This window comes from Actinoplanes sp. DH11, from assembly GCF_020873875.1.
GTDB lineage: Bacteria > Actinomycetota > Actinomycetes > Mycobacteriales > Micromonosporaceae > Actinoplanes.
This window is the reverse complement of record NZ_JAHWGU010000045.1, coordinates 1-20,349: the sequence shown is the minus strand read 5'-3', so window position 1 is coordinate 20,349 and position 20,349 is coordinate 1. Positions and strand designations below refer to the sequence as shown.

Genomic DNA, 20,349 nt, shown 5'->3' with positions numbered 1-20,349 from the left:
GCGCTAGCAGATCAACTTCTCGCGTTGACGGCCGTCCGGTGTCCCAGGTCAGGAAAGGCACATGGGCGGTATCGGCTGGGCGGCGATCGGGGTGCGCCGCGCCCAGGGCTGTGTGAAGGCGCCCTGTGTGCCCGCATACGCGGTGGACGATGAAGGCGAATCGGTCCGGGCGGGGTCGGAGCCGACTCCGGAGCGGCATCGCCACCCGTCGCACCACTCCGCGAAGCACAACGAGCGAGCGATCCCGCACAAGGCGCTCCTCGTTCAAGTGGTCGGCAACCGCGCAGCGGACCACGAGGCGGACACCGGTCAATGGCCGACGACAGTGGCACCGGCCGCGAGCAATGGCCGACAACCGTGGCACGGACCGCGAGGCGGACACCACCCAATGGCCGGCAGCCGTGAAACGGACCGCGAGGCGGACACCGGCCAGCCTCGCGGGCAGTCAGATGTCACGCCCTCTGCGGAAGCGGCCGGAACGGGCCGGCGCCCTGGCCCCGGCCCCCCCGGCGCGTCGGGTCGGCGAGCGCCGCGAAGATCACACTGAGCCGGTCGGCCACTTAACACCTCGGTTAATTAACGAGTGAGTTAAGAACCTGACCGCGCCTCCGGCCGCTGTCAAACCTTGCTGGGTACCCGGCGGTGCAGCTCGGCGAGGAGAACCTCGGGGCCCGGTGACATCAGGCCGACGTCGACCACGTAGGCGATCTCGGTGCCCCGGCGCCGTACTCGCGGGTGGCCGCCCGCACCGTCGAGCTCGGTCGCGTAGTCCTCGGCCACCGGCGTCACCACCAGCTCGGTGAACGGGCCGCGGCCGTGCAGGGCCACCGAGGCGATGCCGGACCAGGGGATGTGCACCGGGCGGCGGCCGGTGGCGGCGAAGTCGATGCCGTGCACGGAGGTGTGCAGCCAGCCCAGCCGGCGCCAGACGGCCAGCATCACCACGGCCGCGGAGACCGCCGGCACGACCAAAGCCGCCTCGATGTAGACGACGATGTCCGCCGGGTCCGGCCGATGCCCCGCCGCGACCTTGATGAGCAGGTACACGCCGAGCATCGGCACCCAGGTGGCGGCGAGGACCCAGAGCGCCGTCACGAAGAACATGCCACGCGCCTGGATGAAGATCACCGTGTCGTCGGTCGGCCCGAGTACCTGATCCACATGGTCGGTCATGGTGTGATTATGCGCGTATATCTCCCGGTTGATCCGATAGATGGCGGACTCCGTCGGACCGCCGTCCCGGCGCGGCCGCCGGGTGGCTTCCGCAGGCCGCACGTAGGCTGTGTCCCATGACTGAGTTCGACGGCCTCCCGCTGCTCCGCTCCCCCGTGGCGATCGCTGCCTTCGAGGGCTGGAACGACGCCGCGGACGCTTCCACCGCGGCCGTGGAGCACCTCGATCAGGTGTGGCAGGCCAAGGAGATCACCACCATCGACCCGGAGGACTTCTACGACTTCCAGGTCAGCCGTCCCACCATCACCATGGCCGAAGGTGAGACGCGCAAGATCGAGTGGCCGACAACCCGGTTCACCGTGGCCAGTCCGCCCGGCAGCGACCGCGACGTGGTCCTGATCCGCGGCATCGAGCCGAGCATGCGGTGGCGCACGTTCTGCGAGTCCGTGCTGGAGATCTGCCACAGCCTCGAGGTCAACCGGATCGTGCTGCTCGGCGCACTGCTGGCCGACGTGCCCTACACGCGGCCCCTGCCGATCAGCGGCAGCGCGTCGGACCCGCAGATCGCCGAGAAGTACAAGGTGGTGCCGACTCGCTACGACGGCCCGACCGGCATCGTCGGCGTACTGCAGGAGGCGTCCTCCCGCGCCGAGCTGGACGCGCTGTCGTTCTGGGTGCACGTGCCCCACTACGCGAACAACCCGCCCTGCCCGAAGGCCACCCTCGCCCTGCTGAGCCGGATCGAGGACGTGCTCGACCTGCCGGTGCCGATGGCCGACCTGGCCGAGCAGGCCGACGAGTGGGAGAAGCGGGTCCGCGCGGCCGCCGAGCAGGACGCGGAGCTCGGGGAGTACGTGCGAGAGCTGGAGGAGCGCGTCGGTGACGCCGGGATCCAGCCGCTGACCGGCGACGAGATCGCCAGCGAGTTCGAGAAGTACCTACGGCGCCGGGGTGGGTCGGCGGGTCCCACCGCCGGCTCCTGGTAGGGGTCTAGACGCGGAAGTCGCCGGCATCACTGATGCCGGCGACAAGGGCTCGCCACTCCTCGCGCGTCGCGACCACGATCCGGTCGGGCCGCCTGTTGTTGCGGATCAGGACTTCGTCATCCCGAAGCGCGATCTCCAGACAGCTGTTGTCCGCACAGCGACTGCTGCGTCGCCAATTGATCGACTTGGACATACGCCGTAACCTCCGATGGGCGCTGGACTCACTCAGAGTACGTCCCGCGCCACCGGGTGTCATTGATGACTATGAACGGATGGCGGTCAGCGAAGGTCCACTCGACCTGCGACAACGTCATCCTGGAACTGCGACCAGGCCTCGCGCGTGAACGTCAGGAATGGCTGCTCCGGATTCTTGGAGTCGCGCACCGCGACGAACTCCGCATCGACGGGCGCCACTTCGACGCACGCATGATCAGCGCAAGAACTGCTACGGGTCCATGCCAGCATCCGCCGGCTCCTCCCTCTCGCGGGCCGCGACGAACGGAGCGAACCCTACATTGTGGAGGGTCACTGCCGCGCCACGGCCCTCCCCCCAGGGGCCCTCGCGGCAAGGCACAGCGAGGGCCGCCCTCGTCAAAGGGCCGCAGGAGAGCTTAGCTGATTATTTGCCGCAATTTGCGCATTCCGGCCCGATTTGCGGGAGATCGGGTCACTCGTCCAGGGAACGCCGCAAGCGGTACGCCTCGGCGAGAATGGCGATGCGTGTCAGGTGCTCGTCCGCCGCCAGCGACCAGAGGCGCTCGAAGAACTGGCTGTGGAAATCGAGCTCGGTGGACTCCGAGACGACCCGGTCCCGCCCGTAGAATTCCTGGTAGAGGACGGCGTCCTGGTAGCCCGACTCGCTCAGGCTGACAATCTGGAAGGGCCCGAGGATCCCGCTCTCGCCGCCCTTGTCCAGCGGGATCATCCGGATGTGGATTCGCGGCAGGTGCGACGTCTGCTCCAGCGACTCCAGTTGCTCGGCCATCGCCTTGGCGCCGCCGACCTTCCGCAGCAGGACCGATTCATCCAGGATCAGGTAGTAGTCCGGCCCGTTCTGCCGGTCCAGGATCTGCCGCTTGCGCAGCATCCGCACGTCGTAACGAACCCGACGGTCCTCCGCGGTCAGCCGGGGCGTCAACCCGTGCGTCCACCAATCGAACACCGCCTCGGCCACGGCCGGCGTCTGGAGCACGCCGGGCACCAGGCTCGGCTGGTACACCCGGATCTCGGTTGCCTCGGCCTCGAACTGCAGGAGCTGCCGCATGCTCTTGGTGAGGTGCCGGCGGTACTCGGGCGCCTCGTACCACCGCTGGCGGCGCGACACCCGTGCGTCCTCGGTCAGCCTCTCCACCTCGACGGGGTCGTCGACGCCGTACAGCTGCAGGAGCGCCCGCAGATCGGTGACCGACACACCGACGTCGCCGGCCTCGATCCGCTGGACCTTGGAGAGGGACCACCCCAGCAGGTGCGACACCTCGGTCTGATTCAACCCCTTGGCCTGCCGATAACCGATCAGGGCCAAGCGGACCCGCCGCCTGGCGACGGCGGGGGGTTCGCCCTGCATGGCAACCATGCCATCCCGTCCCGGCTGAAAGCCGTACATCGATCAGCTACATGTCAGAAGAAAGCTAGCACTCTGAGTGACGAGGCGACCCCTCTCCGCTGTACGCGCTCTGATGGTGCACAGACGCCGCCTAGCGCATTCCGCCGGCATGATGCTCGAGGCAACGCTGCAACCCGCGGCAGACCTGCTCGAACTCGCGCTGCTTGACGGAGCTGAACAGAACCGCGTACCGGCCGTCGCAGGCCGCCACCAGCTCCCAGCTGGCCGGCGGCCGGCGGCTCAGCGAGATCGCCGCCTGCACCAGCAGCACCGCCACGGTGAGGCCGCCGAGAATCATCGACAGCCGCCCCACCAATGGGATCGCCACGACAGCGGCGGCCAGCGCGGAGAGGCCCATGGCCTGGTGCAGCGCATGGCCGGTGGTGTCATGCCGGACGATATGGACACCGCGCAGCGCCCGTACCGGGTACCGCCGCACTCCCATCGGCCCTGCCACCCCCGCCACACCCGTCGCCACCTCGAAGTACTCCTCGGTGATCAGGACGCGTGGCCCTCGATAGAAAACCGACAACTCCATCTCCTCCCCCCAGGTGGGGCTTGCCGAAGGAGGGGAGGTGCGTGAGGATGAACCATGAGTGAGTCCCCTCCTACGGAGAGCGGACCCGGGCGGCATCCAGTTGCAGCTGGGTGCCGCCGTCTTTGTCGTACGAACCCTGTTCGTAACGAGCGGTCCACTCTCCGTAACAGAAGTATGTAGCCCGCAGCCGCATGATCGCTATACGTCTATCTGCTGCACAGCCGTTACCGCTCTCCGCGTGTCGTACCGGACCGAACACCGCGTCTGAGGCATCCTAGGAACCTAGCGTGCAAGCTGAGCCGCAAGCTCGGGGAGGGCAGATGACGATCAATCCGGGAGCAGCGGAGTTCCCGCACCGGCAGATCTCCAATCAGCTCAAGGACCGCGTCCGGCGCGGCGAATGGCAGCCGGGTGAGCGCCTCCCGTCCATTCCCGCCCTGGCCGAGCTGTTCGGTGTGGCGAAGCAGACGGTGCAGCGCGCCATCGACCAGCTGCGGGTCGAGGGCATCCTGATCACCAAACCCGGATCGGGTACGTACGTCCGCGGCACCCGCCGCCGCCTGAACCGGCTGTCCCGTGGCCGGTACGGCGTGCACCGCGGGTACCACGCCGACCTGGCCGCCCGGTACCGCCAGCAACTCGTCCGCGTCGGCCGCGAACCCGCGCCGCCGGAGGTCGCGGACGCGTTCGGGGTGCGTGACGGCACCGAGCTCGTGGTCCGGCGGCACGTGGTCCGCACCGAGGAGGCGACGGTCGAGGTCGGCGCGTCGTGGTTCCGGATCACCGACGCGGGCGGCACCTCGCTGGAGCGGCTGGAAGCGTTCGGCCGTCCCCTCTACCAGGAGGCGGAGGAGGCGATCGGCCGCCGGTACGCTCAGGCCACCGACACGATAAGCGCCCGGCAGCCCAGCCGCGACGAGGCGGAGATCCTGCAGATCCGGCCGGACACGCCGGTGCTGCACCTGCTGCACGTCGCGTTCGACGAGACCCGGAAGCCGATCGAGGTCGCGACGGCCACGTGGCCGGGGCCGATGACGACGCTGACCGAGGAGTACCGCATCCCGGCGCCGACACCCGACCCCGACCCGGACCCCGGCCTGACCCTGGCCTGAGAAAGGCCCGACCCGGAGGACGCTCAGGTCGCGGCGGCGATCTCCGCCATGATCGCGACGAACCGGTCCGGCTGCTCGAACATCGCCCGGTGCCCCGCGCCGGGAACGACGAAGAGCCGTTTCGCCGGCGCCTGCAACTGCTCGTACCAGGGTGTGAACAGCTCCTCGAGCCCGCGCATCTCCTCCGAGCCCTGCACGAACCAGGCCGGCACCGCGAGACGTGGCACGTCCCGGCGCAGGTCGACGGACTGCAGTTTCGGGTAGAGGGCGTCCCAGGTGTCCATGATCGCGGTCAGCGTGTGTGCCTTCGCCAGCAGGGTGCGCTCCGGCCCGCCCACGCCGACCGGCGGGGTCCCCTGCCCGTACGCCTCGGTCTCGTGCAGCAGGAACAGCTCGTACTCCCGGAAACCCGGATAGGGCGGCGGCCCCTGCGCCGCCAGGCCGTCGGCGACCTCCGTACGCCCGGTGGCCCGCGCCCAGGCCAGGATGTCCGCGTAGAAGATCTCGTCGCTGGCCCGCAGGTCCACCGCCTGCCCGGTGCCGACGTAGGCGTGGAACTGGGCCGGCGACCGCGCCGCCGCGACCGCGCCCACCAGGGAACCGCCGGAGAAGCCGAGCAGGTGGATCCGGTGCCGGCCGAACCGGGACCGCAGGTGGGCGGTGACCGCCAGCACGTCCGCCACCTCGGAGTCCAGGCTCACCGACGGGCCGGGGAAGGCGCGCCGGTCCATGGTCGCCACGATGAAGTGCCGCTCCAGCCCGGCCAGGTGCTCGCGCACGGCGCCGGTCTCGGAGCCGCCGGGTGTGCCGGGCACGAAGAGCAGCACCGGCAGGTCCGGCCGGGCGCCGCGGATCATCACGGTCAGCCCGTCCACGCGGGCCATCGCGGCGACACCGCCCGGCACCGGCGTGGTGCGCGCCGGCACGGCGAACGCCACGAGCAGCGCGGCGAGCAGTGCCAGGGCGGGCCAGCGGTGCCAGGTGCGGGCGCGGAACGAGCGGGCGGCGACCACCCCGAGCAGCAGCGGTACGAGCGCCGTCAGCCAGTGCACGCCGCGCACCGTGACCAGCGCGATCATGCCGAACGCGGTGAGCCGCGGTGTGTCGACGGACGGCCCGGAGGCGGGGAGGCGGCCGAGTTCGGCGGCCACCACGAACAGCAGCGGGAGGACGAGGTACGGCCGGCGGGTACGGGCGGCGAGCACGCCCGCGGCGACGCTCACGACGATCGTCACGATCGCCCCGGTGGCGGTCAGCGGGCCGCGCGGCGTACACCAGCCGGACAGCACGCCCCAGATCACGACGGGAATCATGCCGCCGACAATGAGTCTCCGGGCGCAGCGCCCGCACCGGCCGGCGGCACGGGTCCGGGCCCTACTTTGGTAGCTGTGCGGAGCCGCTCCCGGCACCTAGGCTGCGGTCATGCTCTTCGCCCTGCTGGTTCCGCCAGCCGGCGACCGGGGCGGCCGGGACCGGGTCGCCGACGGCCTCGCGATCGTCCTCGCCGTCGCCTACGGCGCGGTGATGGTGCGGCTCGGTGACGCCACCGACCCGGGCGCGCTGCTCCCCTGGCCAGCCGACGTCGCGATCGGCCTGGCCTGCGCGGCCGCGCTGCTGGTGCGCCGCCGGCACCCGCTGGCGCTGACCGTCGCGCTGCTCCCGTTCGGCGCGGTCTCGGTGATGGCGACCGGCGCGATCCTGGTGGCGCTCTTCACCGCGGCGATCCGGCTGCGCCCGCCGGTCCTGCTGGCGCTCGGTGCCGCCGACGTCGGCACCGCCGGCGTCTACTTCCTGCTGCACGACAACCCGGCCTGGGACATCTGGGTGGACGTCGTGATGCGCGGTCTGACGGCCGCGGTGGCGCTCGGCTGGGGCTTGTTCACTCAGGCGTACCGGCGGCTCACCGCCTCCCTGCGTGAGCACGCCGCCCGCCTCGAGGCCGAGCAGCACCTCCGCGCCGACCAGGCGAGACTCACCGAACGGGCGCGGATCGCCCGGGAGATGCACGATGTGCTCGCGCATCGGATGTCACTGATCAGCCTGCACGCGGGCGCGCTGGAGGTGCGCGGCACGGTGGCGCCGGAGGAGCTGTCGACGGCGGCCGGGGCGATCCGGGCCGGTGCGCACGAGGCGCTCGAGGAGCTGCGCGCGGTGGTGGGGGTGCCGCGCGGCCGGCCGGAGCCGCCGCAGCCCGGCCTCGGTGACCTGCCGGACCTGGTCGACGGCGTGCGGGGTGCCGGGATGGCCGTCGACTTCGCCAGCGCGGTGCCGGCGGACGCGCCTCCGCTGGTGCTGAGCCGCGCCGCGTACCGCATCGTTCAGGAAGGCCTCACCAACGCGCACCGGCACGGCGCGGGCCCGGCGGCGGCGGTGCGCCTGCGCGGTGCCGCCGGGCACGGTCTGCGGATCACGATCGTCAACCCGCTGCGGGGTACGGGCGAAGCGGCTTCCCCGGGCGGCCTCGGCCTGGTCGGCATCGCCGAACGGGTGGCGCTCGCCGGCGGGACCGTGCGGTACGGCCCCGAGCAGGGCGAATTCCGTCTCGAGGCGGAGCTGCCATGGCCGGCCTGACCCATCGCGGCCTCGCATCCCGGGACCCGGCACGCCGCGGCCTCGCACGCCCGGGCGGGGGGCGCTGCGGCCTCGTACGCCGGGGCGGGGGTCGCCGTGGCTGAGCCGTCGTTCGGTGGGCCGGGTGGCCGGCCGATCCGGCTGGCCATCGTCGATGACGATCCGCTGGTCCGGGCGGGTCTGCGCATCCTGGTGGGCGGGTCGGACGACATCGAGGTGGTGGCCGAGGCGGGCGACGGCGCGCAGGCCGTGACCGCCGCCGAGGCGCACTGGCCGGACGTGATGCTGATGGACATCCGGATGCCCCGGGTGGACGGCCTGATCGCCACCCGCCGGATACGGGCCCGGCCGGGTGCGCCGCAGGTGATCGTGCTGACCACGTTCGACGCGGACGAGTACGTGCTGGAGGCGCTGCGCGGCGGCGCGAGTGGTTTCCTGCTCAAGGACACCCCGCCGCGGGAGATCCTGGCCGCCGTGCGCACCGTGGCCGCCGGGGCGGCGACCCTGTCACCCACCGCCGTCCGGCGCCTGATCGATCACGTGGCCGACCCGGCCGCCGCGGACCGGCGGGCCCGCGCCCGCGCCCGGCTGGCCGCGCTGACCGACCGGGAACGGGAGGTCGCGGTGCTGGTGGGCCACGGCCGGTCGAACGCCGAGGCCGGTGCCGCGCTCGGGATGAGCCTGCCGACAGTGAAGGGGCACGTCTCCCGCCTGCTGACCAAGCTGGACCTGAACAACCGGGTCCAGATCGCGATGCTCGTGCACGACGCCGGGCTCACGCCACCTGGGGGCCCGGCCGGCTGATCCCGGCGGTCACTACGAGGAACAGCGACGGCCGTCGGCGTGGACGCACGGAACGGCCGGGAGAAACGGGTCGGACCCGGAGCGCGGCGGCACCCCGGGTCAGACTGTGGCTCGCTGGGGACGCCGGGATTACCAGCCCCAGTACCCGTAGCCGTAGCCCGGGTAGTAGCTGCCGCCGACGCCGAGCTGGAAGTTGAAGCCCAGGCCCAGGTAGTAGCCGGCGTTGTAGCCGCCGTAGTGGTGGCCACGGTGGTAGTTGTCGTAACCACCACGATCGTTGTTCACGATGAGAATGTCGCGGTCGTCATCCTTGCCGACCGAGGCGACGGAATTCGAGTATCCGCCGCGGTCCTTGGTGTCGATGCCCTCGGTAGCCTGGGCCGGGCCGGCCAGCGCGAGGCTCGCGCCGGTGGCCAGGAAGAGACCGCCGAGGAACAGAGCCGTACGACGCATGATTTTTCCCTTCAGAGATGGGTTGACCGCGATCCAGTCTGTCGCCTCCGTATCCGTATTGCGTTGTATTCCGCGTATAAACAAGCAATAGGGCAATTTTTCGCCGTTTTACTTCGGTGCAGGTCAGTGGCGTCTAGGGTCGCGCGGGGTGCTCTCTGCGCGACGCCGTTTCCGGCCCCGGAGTGCCAACCGGCCGCAATTCTGTCCCATACAGGCCAAAAGACCCCCACTGATGCGGGGGCCTTTCGACAATGCGTTTCTTACAGGTGGATACCGAGGAGCGCGTCGACCGTACGGGCCATCAGTGCGGGCGCCGCCGCGTCGTCACCGGCACCGGCCAGCGCCGCGTCCGCCCACGCGTCCACCACAGCCAGCGCGGCCGGGGCGTCCAGGTCGTCGGCGAGCGCCTCCCGGACCGCGCCGAGCAGTCCGGCACCGGACGGGCCGGACGGGGCCGCCGCCGCCTCACGCCAGCGGGCCAGCCGCTGCAGGCCGGCCTTGAGCACCTCGTCGGTCCACTCCCGGTCGCTGCGGTAGTGCCCGGCCAGCAGACCCAGCCGGACCGCCATCGGGTCGACGCCGTCGCCGCGCAGCCGGGACACGAAGACCAGGTTGCCCTTGGACTTCGACATCTTCTCGCCGGCGAGCCCGATCATGCCGGCGTGCGCGTAGTGCCGGGCGAACGGCGCCGCGCCGGTCAGCACCTCGGCGTGCGCGGCCGAGCACTCGTGATGCGGGTAGAGCAGGTCGCTGCCGCCGCCCTGCACGTCGATCGTGTCACCGAGCAGCCCGAGCGCGATCGTGGCGCACTCGATGTGCCAGCCGGGCCGGCCCGGGCCGAGCTCGCCACCGTCCCACACCGGCTCACCCTCGCGGGCGCCACGCCACAGCAGCGGGTCCAGCGGGTCGCGCTTGCCGGCCCGCTCCGGGTCGCCGCCCCGCTCAGCGGAGAGCACGGTCATCTCCTCGCGGGACAGGTGCGACTCGTACCCCCAGTCCGGCGCCGCGGTGATGTCGAAATAGACGTCGCCGGTTCCGTCCTCGAGGCGGTAGGCGGCGTTCTTGCCGACCAGTTCGACGACATGCCCGACGATCTTCGGGATGGACTCGACGGCGCCCACGTAGTGCGCCGGCGGAATGATCCGCAGCGCCTCCATGTCCTCCCGGAACAGCGCCGTCTCCCGCATCGCCAGCACGACCCAGTCCTCGCCGTCGCGCTGCGCGCGCTCCAGCAGCGGGTCGTCGATGTCCGTGACGTTCTGCACGTACTTCACGTCGAGCCCGGCGTCCCGCCACATCCGGTTCACCAGGTCGAACGCGATCATCGTGGCCGCGTGCCCGAGGTGCGTGGCGTCGTACGGCGTGATCCCGCAGACGTACATCGTCCCGGTGCCCTGCGGCGCACTCGGCTCGACCGCAGCACGCGCCGTGTCAAAGAGCCGAAGCGGCGGTCGATCCGCGGACTCCGGCAGGCGGGGTACGTCGTGGCCGATCCAAGCATCCATGCTCGGAGCCTAAATGAGCCGATCACCTTACCGGCAAGCCGCGTGACCTAAACCTCTCCCGGCCGGCGGGCCCGCGTCGCGGCAGCCAGGTGATCAGCGCGACCTCAGATGGGTGGCCAGGGAATGGCCGGCCAGTCCTGGGGCGGCTGGGGGAAGCGGGCGGCCCGCAGCAGGCGCTTGACCCGCAGGCCGATGTGCTGCACCTCGGAAAGGGTGAGGTGGTCCTCCAGGGCCTCGCCGAGCGGGCCCTTCAGGTCGGAGACCAGGCGGGTGAGGGTGGCGACGGCCTCGTCGGGCAGCGGCTTGCCGGTCCAGCCCCACAAGACGGTACGCAGCTTGTTCTCCACGTGGAAGCTCACGCCGTGGTCGACCCCGTGGATGCCGCCGGTGGCCGGGTAGAGCACGTGGCCGCCCTTGCGGTCGGCGTTGTTGATGACCGCGTCGAAGACGGCCAGCCGGGCCAGGCGAGGGTCGTCGGCGTGCGCCAGCGCGTAGGCGTCGCCGTCGTCGTCGCGCGCCGCGGCCACCGGGAACCAGCCGGTCGGCACGTCATAGGCGGGGACGAACCCGATCAGGCCCTCGGCGTCCTCCGGCTCGTCGATCCAGAGCTGGAGGGCCCCGGAACCGAGCGGGCCGTCCCGCAGGATCGTCGGGGGCACAAGGTCCCAGCCGGTGGCGCGGGACACCAGGTAGGCGGAGACCTCACGGCCGGCGAGCGTGCCGTCCGGGAAGTCCCAGAGCGGGCGCTCGCCGCGGACCGGCTTGTAGACGCAGCGGCGGGTCACCCCGTTGAGGCTGATCTCGGCGCGCAGCGTGGTGTTGGACGCGTCGACCAGACGCCCCTCGATCTCGATCGTCCCGTGACCGAGCAGCTCGAGGGCATCCTCCTCGGCGAGCACGGCCGCGGGCTCGGCCGTCACCGGTGGTAACCGTTGTGCCGGGGGCAGAGATGACCGGCCGGGTCGAGCGGCTGGCCGCAGAGCGGGCACGGCGGCCGGCCGGCGGCCACCACCCGGCGCGCGCGGTCGATGAACGCCCGGGTCGCCTCCGGGGTCAGCCGCACGCGCAGCCGGTCGAGGTCGTCGTCGGGCTCGTCCTCGTCGTCGTCGTCCTCGACATCCTCGTCGTCGTCCTCGTCGAGCGGGCTGCCGGAGAGGTCCGCCTCCGCCTCGCCGGCCTCGATCGCCTCGATGACGACGGTGCCGGTGTCGACGTCGAAGGCCAGGCCCAGCGTGCCGACGCGGAACTCCTCGTCGACCGGGGTGTCCAGCGGCTCGTTGTCGTGCGCGGTGGGCAGCACGCCCTCGGGCAGGCTCACACCGAACCGCTTGTTCGCCTCGAGGAGCAGCTCCTCCAGTTTCTCGGCGAGCAGCGACACCTGAACCTTCTCCAGCGCAACGCTGACAACCCGACCGCCGCCGCGCGCCTGGAGGAAGAACGTGCGGTCTCCCGGCTCGCCCACCGTCCCGGCGACGAACCGCTCGGGCGGCTCGAAGGCATGTACTTGGTGGGTCATACCGCCAACCCTAACCATCCGCGAGGGCAACCGCGCGGGTCGCCGGGGCCGGTTCGCCGAGGGCGCAATGCCCCCTACACAGCGACGACTGTCCAACCACGCAGAGTTGTCAGACGCTGCCACCGCCCGCGCCGCCGCCCACCGCCGCGTCGCTCTCCACCCGCTTCGGCGGCACGACGGATCCCAGGTCACCGGTCTCGTTGAGCCGCACCAGGAAGGGGCGCGTGGCGGTGTACCGGATCGCGGTGATCGATGCCGGGTCCGCCACGATCCGCTGGAACTGGTCGAGGTGCAGACCCAGAGCGTCGGCCGCGATGGCCTTGATCACATCGCCGTGGCTGCACGCCACCCAGACCGCCTCGGGACCGTGCTCCTCGGTGATCCGGGTGTCCCAGGAGCGGATCGCGGCGACCGCCCGGGCCGACATCTCGGCCATCGCCTCCCCGTTCGGAAAGACCACGGCGCTCGGGTGCTGCTGGACGACCGGCCAGAGCGGGTCCTTGGCGAGTTCGGCCAGCGGGCGGCCCTCCCAGTCCCCGTACCCGCACTCGATCAGCCCGTCCTCCACCGACGGGGTCACGTCCGGCAGCGCGATCGACAGGGTCTGCCGGCAGCGGATCAGCGGGCTCGTCACGACCGCCGCCAGGGGCAGCGCCCGCAACCGCTCACCGACCCGGGCGGCCTGCGAGCGCCCGGTCTCGTCGAGTTCCACGGGCTGCCGGCCGGCCAGCCCGCCCGTCGCGTTCGCCGTGGTCCGGCCGTGCCGCAGCAGCAGTACGGTGGCCACTAGACGCCGGACTCTGCGAACGCCTCGGCGACCGTCCGCAGCGTCGCGATGCCGGACTCCCGGTCGCCGACGTACGGGCTGATCGACAGCGTGCCGACACCGGCGGCCGCGTACTCCTGGAGCCGCCTCGTCACGTTCTCCTTCGTGCCGAGGATCGACGTGCGCTCGATGAACTCCTGCGGCACCGCGGCGGCCGCCTCGGCCACCTGCTTGTTCAGGTAGAGGTCCTGGACCAGCCTGGCCTCTTTCTCGTAGCCCATCCGGACCGCGAGCTTGTTGTAGAAGTTCTGCTCCCGGCTGCCCATCCCACCGATGTAGAGGGCCGCGTACCACCGGACGACGTCGGCGCACGCCGAGACGTCGTCGCCGAGGGCGACCGGGACCGTCGGGGCGATGTCGAAGCCGTCCATCCCGCGGTCACCGCGGCCCCGGGCGATGTGCGCGACGTGGTCGGCGGCGGCGTCCGGCGCGAAGAAGATCGCCAGCCAGCCGTCCGCCATCTCGCCGGCCAGCTCCAGGTTCTTCGGCCCGACCGCGGCCAGGTAGATCGGGATGTCCGAGCGCTGCGGGTGGAACCCCAGCTTGATCGCCTTGCCGGCGCCGCCGGGCAGCGGGAGCTGGTAGTGCTCGCCGTCGTAGGAGACCCGCTCCCGGGCCAGCGCCATCCGGACGATGTCCACGTACTCCCGGGTGCGGCCCAGCGGCTTGGCGAACCGCACGCCGTGCCAGCCCTCGGAGACCTGCGGGCCGGAGACGCCGAGCCCGAGCCGGAACCGGCCGCCGGAGAGCGTGTCGACGGTCGCGGCGGTCATCGCGGTCATCGCCGGGGTACGCGCCGGGATCTGCATCACCGCCGCGCCGAGGTCGATCCGCTCGGTCTGCCCGGCCATCCAGGCGAGCATGCTGACGGTGTCCGAACCGTACGCTTCCGCAGCCCAGACGACGGCGTAACCGAGCCGGTCCGCCTCCTGTGCCATCGCGAGATGATCGGCGGGAGTGCTCCACGCCGTCTGGTAGCCGAGGCTGAGTCCGAGCCGCACGTGCCCTCCCGAGATCATGGTGGTCATCGCAAAGCATATTTCCGTCCGGTAACCGACGCGCCGCGCGGGTACTTGAGCATTTCGCGAAGTGCATGGTCTGAATAAGGTTCACTCATGCATCAGCGACCGCTCGGCCGAAGCGGGCTAGCGGTTTCGCGGCTCGCCCTCGGCACCATGACCTGGGGCCGGGACACCGACCCCGACGACGCGGCCGAGCAGCTGAAGCTCTTCCTGGAAGCCGGCGGCACGTTGATCGACACCGCCGACGTGTACGGGGACGGCGACGCCGAGTCGGTGATCGGCTCGCTGCTCGACCACCTGGTGCCCCGCGACGAGGTGGTGATCGCCACCAAGGCCGGCCTCACCCCGCGCGGCTGGCGGCCCCGCGACGGCTCCCGGGGCAACCTGCTGCGTTCGCTCGACGCGTCCCTGCGCCGGCTCGGCACCGACTACGTCGACCTCTGGCAGGTGCACGGGTACGACGCCCAGACGCCGTTCGAGGAAACCCTGTCCGCTTTGGATCACGCCGTCGCCAGCGGCCGGGTGCGCTACGTCGGGGTCTCCAACTTCGCGGCCTGGCAGACCGCGCGGGCGGCGGTGTGGCAGTCGGCGTACCCGGGTCGCGCCCCGATCGTCGCCGCCCAGATGGAGTACTCGCTGCTGGAACGCGGCATCGAACGCGAGATGCTGCCCGCCGCCGCGGCACTCGGTTTCGGGGTGCTCGCCTGGTCCCCGCTCGGCCGCGGGGTGCTCACCGGGAAATACCGCAACGGCCGCCCGCTGGACTCCCGGGCCGCCTCCGAGCACATGGCGCCGTTCGTGCGGACCTACCTGGAGCCGCGCAGCTCCAGCATCGTCGAGGCGGTGGTGATCGCGGCCGGCGGGCTGGGTGTCTCCCCGCTGGAGGTGGCGCTGGCCTGGATGCGCGACCGTCCCGGTGTGGCGTCCGCCATCCTCGGCGCCCGCACCGCCGCGCAGCTGCAGGGCGCCCTGCGCAGCGAGCAGCTGATGCTGCCCGCGGAGATAGCGCTGGCGCTGGACGACGTGTCCGCGATCGACGTCGGCTACCCGGAACGTGAGGGAACCGGCTACCCGGAAGCTTGAGGCACGCCTCCGGGCGGAGGCATATTAGATCTCATGGAGTACGAATACGCGCCGCTGAGGCTGCCCTCAAATGTCGACAGGCTGACCGCTGCGGCACAGCTGGCCATCCAGGCGGAGTTCTCCGGCTGGGAACTGGCCCGGGTGCAACTCTTCGCCGACGGCACCCGCAAAGTCATGCTCCGACGCCGCCTGGCCGCAGCCCCCCAGCCAGGCCTCAGCTACTGACCACCACCCCGCGCCCAAGCCGGCAGCCGGGGCTGGGGCTGGGGCTGGGGCCGGGGCCGGGGCCGGGGCCGGCAGCGAGAGTCCGGGGTGCCCCTGCGGCTGTCAACCAGCGAGTACGACCTGCTCTGCCGATCTGTGCCGGTAACAGGGTTGCGGGCACGAAGCCCGGCGCGCCAGACGCCAAGCCCCACCGGACAAGGCAGACAAATCTGACGCGCTGGTGCTCGCCCCCACCTCTGTCGCGCCCCCGCATGAACAGCCGTCCTCGACCGCCCCAGGCTCCGCGCCGGCGTTGACCAGCGATGTTGATCTGCTAGCGCTACGAAATCGCTGTGATCATGGGCCCAAAACCGCGATTTCGCATCGCTAGCAGATCAACATCCCTCCAGCCCCACCCCATCGAGCCCACCAGCGCCAGTATGGGGACGCTGGGTTGATGCGCGGGCGGCACCGGCTGGACGACGATTCCGGTGCAGCGCCCGGGCCGGGCGCCGGGAGCCAGATGCCGGCTGCGAAACCCATGCCGGCAGCGAAACCCGGGAAGCCGCCGCGAAACCCATGCCGACAGCGAAACCCGGGAAGCCGCCGCGAAACCCATGCCGACAGCGAAACCCGGGAAGCCGCCGCGAGAGCCCGTGCCAACAGCGAGAACCGGGCAGTCATCGGGAACCGGGCAGTCAGCGGGAGGAGTCGGGGCGCCGGCAGCGGAAGTCGGGGCTGGCAGCGGAACTCTGAAGCCGCCGCCCCCGAAGGCCCCCATTCCTCCCAGCCCAGGGCCTTAACCGTAACCAAAGTCGCATTGCGCCCGTCGGTGTCGAGGGTGCCGAAATCGGCGAGGCGAAGCCGTGGTCGATTTCGGTGCCCTCGACACCGACTCAAGGGGGCGCAATGCCCGCCGAGCGACAGCGAAGGCCAGCAAGCACAGCAAGCAGGCGCGATACCGCTAAGCCTTCCCCCACTGTCCGAACACCCGAAAGCCCGACCCTCAGTGGTTGTGCCCCGCGTGGTCGTCCTCGTCGTCAGGCAGGAACGGGTGCTCATCCAGCCGCCCGACCAGCAGGTCGTCCTCAGCCGGCGCGAACGGCCCCGACCCGTCCGCGTCGTCGAACGCCTCCAGATCCAGCGGCGCCGTAACCTCGGTCACCGTCAGCAGGCCGTCGAGCGGCTCCAGCTCCGGGACGTCCAGGGACGCGAGCGACCCGTCTCCCGCCTGGAGCAGCTCCAGCACGGCTTCGCCGACGGACTCGACGGGGCCGGCGTCCTCGTCGTCGGGCACCGAGCCGCGGCGGGCGGTCTCGGCGACCTTGAGCAGCGCGGCGACGCTGGGCACCCGGTAGTCGCGGCGCTGCCGGACCGAGATCACCCGTTCGTGCGGGTCGTCGCCGGCACCGTCCGCACCCGCGCCGACCAGCCCGAACCGGTGGTCCGCCTCGTCCGGGTCGATGGACTCGACATCCCAGGGCGTCACTTCGCCGAACGCGTCGAGCAACTTCTCGTCGTACGCGTATGAGGCGTTGTTCAGGTTGACGTACGCCTGCCAGACGTCGTCGTCGTCAATGCGGCCGGCGGCTGCCTTGACGGCCGCGAGGTGCGACCGCGCCGCCTCGACGACAGCCTCGAGGGCAGCGTCGAGCTCCGCATTCTGGTCGGTCATGGAGATGGTTTCCTTCCGCAGGTCAGCTGTTTCGGAGCAGTCGGTCGAGCACACGCACGCCGAACTTTAGCCCCTCGGTCGGTACCCGCTCGTCGATGCCGTGGAACAGGGCACTGAAGTTGAGGTCGGGTGGCAGCCGCAGCGGCGCGAAGCCGAAGCAGCGGATGCCCAGGGTGGCGAACGCCTTGGCGTCGGTGCCCCCGGACATCAGGTACGGCACGGTACGCGCTCCCGGGTCCTCGGCGCGCAGCGCGGCACCCATCGCGTCGACCAGGGCGCCGTCGAACTCGGTCTCGACGGCGGACTGCTGGTGTACGTGTTCGATCTCCACGTCGGGCCCGATGATGTCGCGCAGTTCGGCCAGGAACGCGTCGGCGTGGCCGGGCAGCGTCCGGCAGTCGATCGTGGCGGTGGCCTTGCCGGGGATCACGTTGTCCTTGTATCCGGCTTCGAGGCGGGTGGGGTTCGCGGTGTTGCGGACGGTGGCGCCGATCAGGTTGGCGATCGGGCCGAGTTTCGCGATGGCCAGTTCCGGCTCGTCGGGGTTCAGGTCGATCTGCAGGGCGTCGCTGACCTGCTCGAGGAACTGCCGCACGGTCGGGGTGAGCACGGTCGGGAATTGATGCCGGCCGACCCGGGCGACGGCTTCGGCGAGGGCGGTGACCGCGTTGTCGTCGTGGATGAACGAGCCGTGGCCGGGGCGTCCGTGTGCGTGCAGGCGCAGCCAGTCGAGGCCTTTCTCGGCGGTCTGCACGAGGTAGAGCCGGAGGTCGTCGTTGACGGTGTACGAGTACCCGCCGACTTCGCCGATGGCCTCGGTCACGCCGTCGAACAGACCGGCGTGGTTGCGCACCAGCCACTGCGACCCGTACTCCATGCCGGCTTCCTCGTCGGCCGTGTACGCCAGGACGATGTCCCTCGGAGGGGTGTATCCGACCCGGTTCCATTCGCGGACGACGGCGAGGACCATGGCGTCGAAGTCCTTCATGTCGACGGCGCCGCGACCCCAGAGGTACCCGTCCTTCTCCTCGCCGGCGAAGGGGTGCACGGACCATTCGGCCGCGTCCGCCGGCACCACGTCGAGGTGGCCGTGCACGAGCAGGGCGCCGCGGGACCGGTCGGCGCCGGGGATCCGGGCCACCAGGTTGGCCCGGGTCGGCGCGGACTCGAGCAGCGTGGCCTCGACACCGGCCTCGCCGAGTTTCTCGGCGACGTATTCGGCGGCTACCCGTTCACCCACGGTGGTCCGCGGGTCACCGGTGTTGGTGGTGTCGATACGCAGCAGGTCGCGGCAGAGACCGACGACCTCGTCCACGGCGGTGGTGTTCATCTGCCTTTCATACCAGCCTGCTGTTGCCGGACGTCAGTGCGATCAGGGAGTGACGAGTGTTTGGCGGGATCACGGTTCGGGGAACAACGCCGCCGTGTCTGAAGTGAATCTCCCCCCGTTGCCGCCGACCGGCGGTGAGACTCCCGGGCGCAGCATCATCGACATCGTCAACAAGCAGCACCGGGAGCTGCTGACCCTGACCGAGCGGCTCGAGGCCGCGCCGGACGACAGGAAGCTGACGACCGTGCTGGTCGCCACCGCGTCGCGTCACCTGTGCGCCGAGGAGCAGTACCTCTATCCCGCGGTCCGCACCGCGGTGCCCGGCGGCAACGAGCTCGCCGAGCGTGAGCTGACCGAGGATCAGGCCCTGATGGTGCTGCTGGGCGAGCTGGAGCGGTCCGGTGACCGGGCCGATCTGGCCGACGCGGCGGAGGCGATCCGCCGGCACGTGGCGGCCGACGCCGAGGAGCTGCTGCCGCTGCTCGAGCAGATGGTTCCGGGTGAGGACCTGGTCCGGCTCGGTAACCGGCTGGAGACCGCCGAGGAGGCCGCGCCGACCCGCCCGCACCCGGCGACGCCGTCCACGCCGCCGTGGAACAAGGTGGTCGACCCGATCGTCGGGGTGGTGGACAAGGTGCGCGATGTGGTGACGGCTCGCACAACATACGTGCGCGATCTGTAACCGAAGCCGAGATACGGGCGGTTAGTACCGTCTGTCCTGTTCGTTAATATGTTTGTCACTGCTTGCCGATCTTTCGGGCGTATGCAGGACTAGCTTTGGATCCCGTTCTGGTCCTAACGTCACGCTATGAACCTCGAGCTGCGGCATCTGAAGGTGGTCTGCGCCATCGCCGAGACCGGCAGCGTCACCAAGGCGGCGTCGCAGCTGGGTCTCGCCCAGCCTGCGCTGACCGCGCAACTGCAGCGCATCGAGCGCACGCTCGGCGGCCCGCTGTTCGACCGGGACCGCCGCGGCGCGCGTCCGACCGCACTGGGTGAGCTGGTGCTCTCCCGTGCCCGGGTGCTGCTGCCCGCCATGAAGGGCCTCCAGGACGAGGCGGCCCGGCTGGCGGCGGGCGGTGACGACATGATGATGACCCGGTACCGCATCGGCGCCATCGGCGGGCCGGTCGTCGCCCATCTGCTGCACCGGCTGTCGGCGACCCAGCCGGAGGCACAGATCTCCACGCACGCCTCCTACTACGTGGACGAGCTGGCCACCATGGTCCTGGCCGGCAAGCTGGACTACGCCCAGGTCGGCGTCTGCGGTGACGCCCTGCCCTCGGCGGAGTACGGCCTGGTCTGGCAGACGATCTCGGTCGACGCGGTCTGCGCCCTGCTGCCCGAGGACCACCCGCAGGCCAAGGAGCTCGAGGTCGACCTGGCCGACCTGGCCGACGAGCAGTGGGTCGCCGGTGCCGGCGACGGCTGCTTCGCCGACTGTTTCGCCGCGTCCTGCGCCCGCGCCGGGTTCGCCCCGAGGAAGGTGCTCGAGACGGACGTCCGCGCCTGCGTCGACATGGTGGAGCTGGGCCTCGCGGTCGGTCTCTGCCAGCCGACGTTCCGCCCGCCGGTGGGCCTGACGTCGCGGCCGCTCAAGGGCGCTCCGCTGCGCTGGCGCACGGCCGTCGGCTGGCACCCGGAGTCGCCGGCCGCCCGCAGCGCGCCGAAGCTCATGCAGCTGGCGATCGAGGCCTATCAGGACGTGATCGCCCGCAACGAGGCGTACATCAAATGGCTGGTCGGCCACCCGGACCTCAGCGGCATCGGCGCGGCGGGCGACCAGCTCGCCGCGGCCTGACCCCGGCAGCAAGAGCCGGTCCGAGCCGGCGGCACGAACCGGCGCGGACCGGCGGCACAGACCGGCGGGACGAACCAGCGGCCACGAACCGGCGGCACGAACCGGCGCGCGCGGTGGCGGACGCGGGAAGGGCGGCCGGCCGAGAGG

Annotated in this window: 22 protein-coding genes; 8 read left to right on the top strand and 14 right to left on the bottom strand. The window is 71.1% G+C overall.

Annotated features, from left to right (window positions below; translation table 11 throughout):
* Positions 1–618: 618 nt before the first annotated feature.
* Positions 619–1,173 (bottom strand): hypothetical protein, encoded by a 555-nt coding sequence (locus tag LPA41_RS38510; protein ID WP_229076432.1) that lies wholly within the window; start codon positions 1,171–1,173, stop codon positions 619–621.
* A 116-nt stretch (positions 1,174–1,289) separates the two neighbouring features.
* Here LPA41_RS38510 and LPA41_RS38505 point away from each other — a divergent pair, with 116 nt between their 5' ends.
* Positions 1,290–2,159: a PAC2 family protein gene (locus tag LPA41_RS38505; protein ID WP_229076431.1), complete on the top strand. Its 870-nt coding sequence runs from the start codon at positions 1,290–1,292 to the stop codon at positions 2,157–2,159.
* A 4-nt stretch (positions 2,160–2,163) separates the two neighbouring features.
* On the opposite strand, the gene LPA41_RS38500 is transcribed toward LPA41_RS38505, so the two are convergent.
* The 4 genes from LPA41_RS38500 to LPA41_RS38485 form a co-directional block, all read right to left on the bottom strand.
* Positions 2,164–2,352: a DUF397 domain-containing protein gene (locus LPA41_RS38500; protein ID WP_229076430.1), complete on the bottom strand. Its 189-nt coding sequence runs from the start codon at positions 2,350–2,352 to the stop codon at positions 2,164–2,166.
* 86 nt (positions 2,353–2,438) lie between these two features.
* A complete protein-coding gene (locus LPA41_RS38495; protein WP_229076429.1) occupies positions 2,439–2,624 on the bottom strand; it encodes a DUF397 domain-containing protein in 186 nt (61 codons plus the stop codon).
* A 202-nt stretch (positions 2,625–2,826) separates the two neighbouring features.
* A complete protein-coding gene (locus LPA41_RS38490; protein ID WP_229076428.1) occupies positions 2,827–3,723 on the bottom strand; it encodes a helix-turn-helix transcriptional regulator in 897 nt (298 codons plus the stop codon).
* A gap of 130 nt (positions 3,724–3,853) precedes the next feature.
* Positions 3,854–4,300: a DUF6232 family protein gene (locus LPA41_RS38485; RefSeq protein WP_229076427.1), complete on the bottom strand. Its 447-nt coding sequence runs from the start codon at positions 4,298–4,300 to the stop codon at positions 3,854–3,856.
* Between the two features lie 320 nt (positions 4,301–4,620).
* Here LPA41_RS38485 and LPA41_RS38480 point away from each other — a divergent pair, with 320 nt between their 5' ends.
* Positions 4,621–5,412, top strand: a complete 792-nt coding sequence (locus tag LPA41_RS38480; protein ID WP_229076426.1) for a GntR family transcriptional regulator — start codon at positions 4,621–4,623, stop codon at positions 5,410–5,412.
* Between the two features lie 23 nt (positions 5,413–5,435).
* Here the strand turns inward: LPA41_RS38480 and LPA41_RS38475 are convergent, their stop codons facing one another.
* A complete protein-coding gene (locus LPA41_RS38475) occupies positions 5,436–6,725 on the bottom strand; it encodes an alpha/beta fold hydrolase (protein ID WP_229076425.1) in 1,290 nt (429 codons plus the stop codon).
* 109 nt (positions 6,726–6,834) lie between these two features.
* Here LPA41_RS38475 and LPA41_RS38470 point away from each other — a divergent pair, with 109 nt between their 5' ends.
* Positions 6,835–7,983, top strand: coding sequence for a sensor histidine kinase (locus LPA41_RS38470; RefSeq protein WP_229076423.1), 1,149 nt, complete (start codon positions 6,835–6,837; stop codon positions 7,981–7,983).
* Between the two features lie 96 nt (positions 7,984–8,079).
* Positions 8,080–8,787: a response regulator transcription factor gene (locus LPA41_RS38465; RefSeq protein WP_229076422.1), complete on the top strand. Its 708-nt coding sequence runs from the start codon at positions 8,080–8,082 to the stop codon at positions 8,785–8,787.
* A 129-nt stretch (positions 8,788–8,916) separates the two neighbouring features.
* Here LPA41_RS38465 and LPA41_RS38460 read toward each other — a convergent pair whose 3' ends face one another.
* The 6 genes from LPA41_RS38460 to LPA41_RS38435 form a co-directional block, all read right to left on the bottom strand.
* The gene (locus LPA41_RS38460) at positions 8,917–9,240 is read right to left on the bottom strand and encodes a hypothetical protein (protein ID WP_229076420.1); all 324 of its coding nucleotides are present in this window, start codon (positions 9,238–9,240) and stop codon (positions 8,917–8,919) included.
* 260 nt (positions 9,241–9,500) lie between these two features.
* Positions 9,501–10,745 (bottom strand): cysteine--1-D-myo-inosityl 2-amino-2-deoxy-alpha-D-glucopyranoside ligase, encoded by a 1,245-nt coding sequence (gene mshC / locus LPA41_RS38455; protein ID WP_229076418.1) that lies wholly within the window; start codon positions 10,743–10,745, stop codon positions 9,501–9,503.
* A gap of 104 nt (positions 10,746–10,849) precedes the next feature.
* Entirely contained in the window at positions 10,850–11,665 is an 816-nt protein-coding gene (locus LPA41_RS38450; RefSeq protein WP_229076417.1) for an SCO1664 family protein, read from the bottom strand.
* Positions 11,662–12,261, bottom strand: a complete 600-nt coding sequence (locus LPA41_RS38445; RefSeq protein ID WP_229076415.1) for a DUF3090 domain-containing protein — start codon at positions 12,259–12,261, stop codon at positions 11,662–11,664. Before LPA41_RS38445 ends, LPA41_RS38450 begins: the two co-directional genes overlap by 4 nt.
* Positions 12,262–12,370: 109 nt before the next feature.
* A complete protein-coding gene (locus LPA41_RS38440; RefSeq protein ID WP_229076413.1) occupies positions 12,371–13,048 on the bottom strand; it encodes a histidine phosphatase family protein in 678 nt (225 codons plus the stop codon).
* Positions 13,048–14,088: an LLM class F420-dependent oxidoreductase gene (locus tag LPA41_RS38435; protein ID WP_229076467.1), complete on the bottom strand. Its 1,041-nt coding sequence runs from the start codon at positions 14,086–14,088 to the stop codon at positions 13,048–13,050. Before LPA41_RS38435 ends, LPA41_RS38440 begins: the two co-directional genes overlap by 1 nt.
* A gap of 114 nt (positions 14,089–14,202) precedes the next feature.
* Between LPA41_RS38435 and LPA41_RS38430 the strand changes: the two genes are divergently transcribed.
* Both LPA41_RS38430 and LPA41_RS38425 read left to right on the top strand, forming a co-directional pair.
* Positions 14,203–15,192 carry an aldo/keto reductase gene (locus LPA41_RS38430; protein WP_229076412.1) on the top strand — a complete coding sequence of 330 codons (990 nt, stop codon included), beginning with the start codon at positions 14,203–14,205 and terminating at the stop codon, positions 15,190–15,192.
* 33 nt (positions 15,193–15,225) lie between these two features.
* A complete protein-coding gene (locus tag LPA41_RS38425) occupies positions 15,226–15,417 on the top strand; it encodes a DUF5703 family protein (RefSeq protein ID WP_229076410.1) in 192 nt (63 codons plus the stop codon).
* A gap of 985 nt (positions 15,418–16,402) precedes the next feature.
* On the opposite strand, the gene LPA41_RS38420 is transcribed toward LPA41_RS38425, so the two are convergent.
* Positions 16,403–17,071: a hypothetical protein gene (locus LPA41_RS38420; protein ID WP_229076408.1), complete on the bottom strand. Its 669-nt coding sequence runs from the start codon at positions 17,069–17,071 to the stop codon at positions 16,403–16,405.
* Positions 17,072–17,093: 22 nt separating this feature from the next.
* Positions 17,094–18,401, bottom strand: a complete 1,308-nt coding sequence (locus LPA41_RS38415) for a M20/M25/M40 family metallo-hydrolase (protein WP_229076405.1) — start codon at positions 18,399–18,401, stop codon at positions 17,094–17,096.
* A 94-nt stretch (positions 18,402–18,495) separates the two neighbouring features.
* Here LPA41_RS38415 and LPA41_RS38410 point away from each other — a divergent pair, with 94 nt between their 5' ends.
* Both LPA41_RS38410 and LPA41_RS38405 read left to right on the top strand, forming a co-directional pair.
* Positions 18,496–19,083: a hemerythrin domain-containing protein gene (locus tag LPA41_RS38410; RefSeq protein ID WP_308036666.1), complete on the top strand. Its 588-nt coding sequence runs from the start codon at positions 18,496–18,498 to the stop codon at positions 19,081–19,083.
* A gap of 126 nt (positions 19,084–19,209) precedes the next feature.
* Positions 19,210–20,202 (top strand): LysR family transcriptional regulator, encoded by a 993-nt coding sequence (locus tag LPA41_RS38405; protein ID WP_229076402.1) that lies wholly within the window; start codon positions 19,210–19,212, stop codon positions 20,200–20,202.
* Positions 20,203–20,349: the final 147 nt, after the last annotated feature.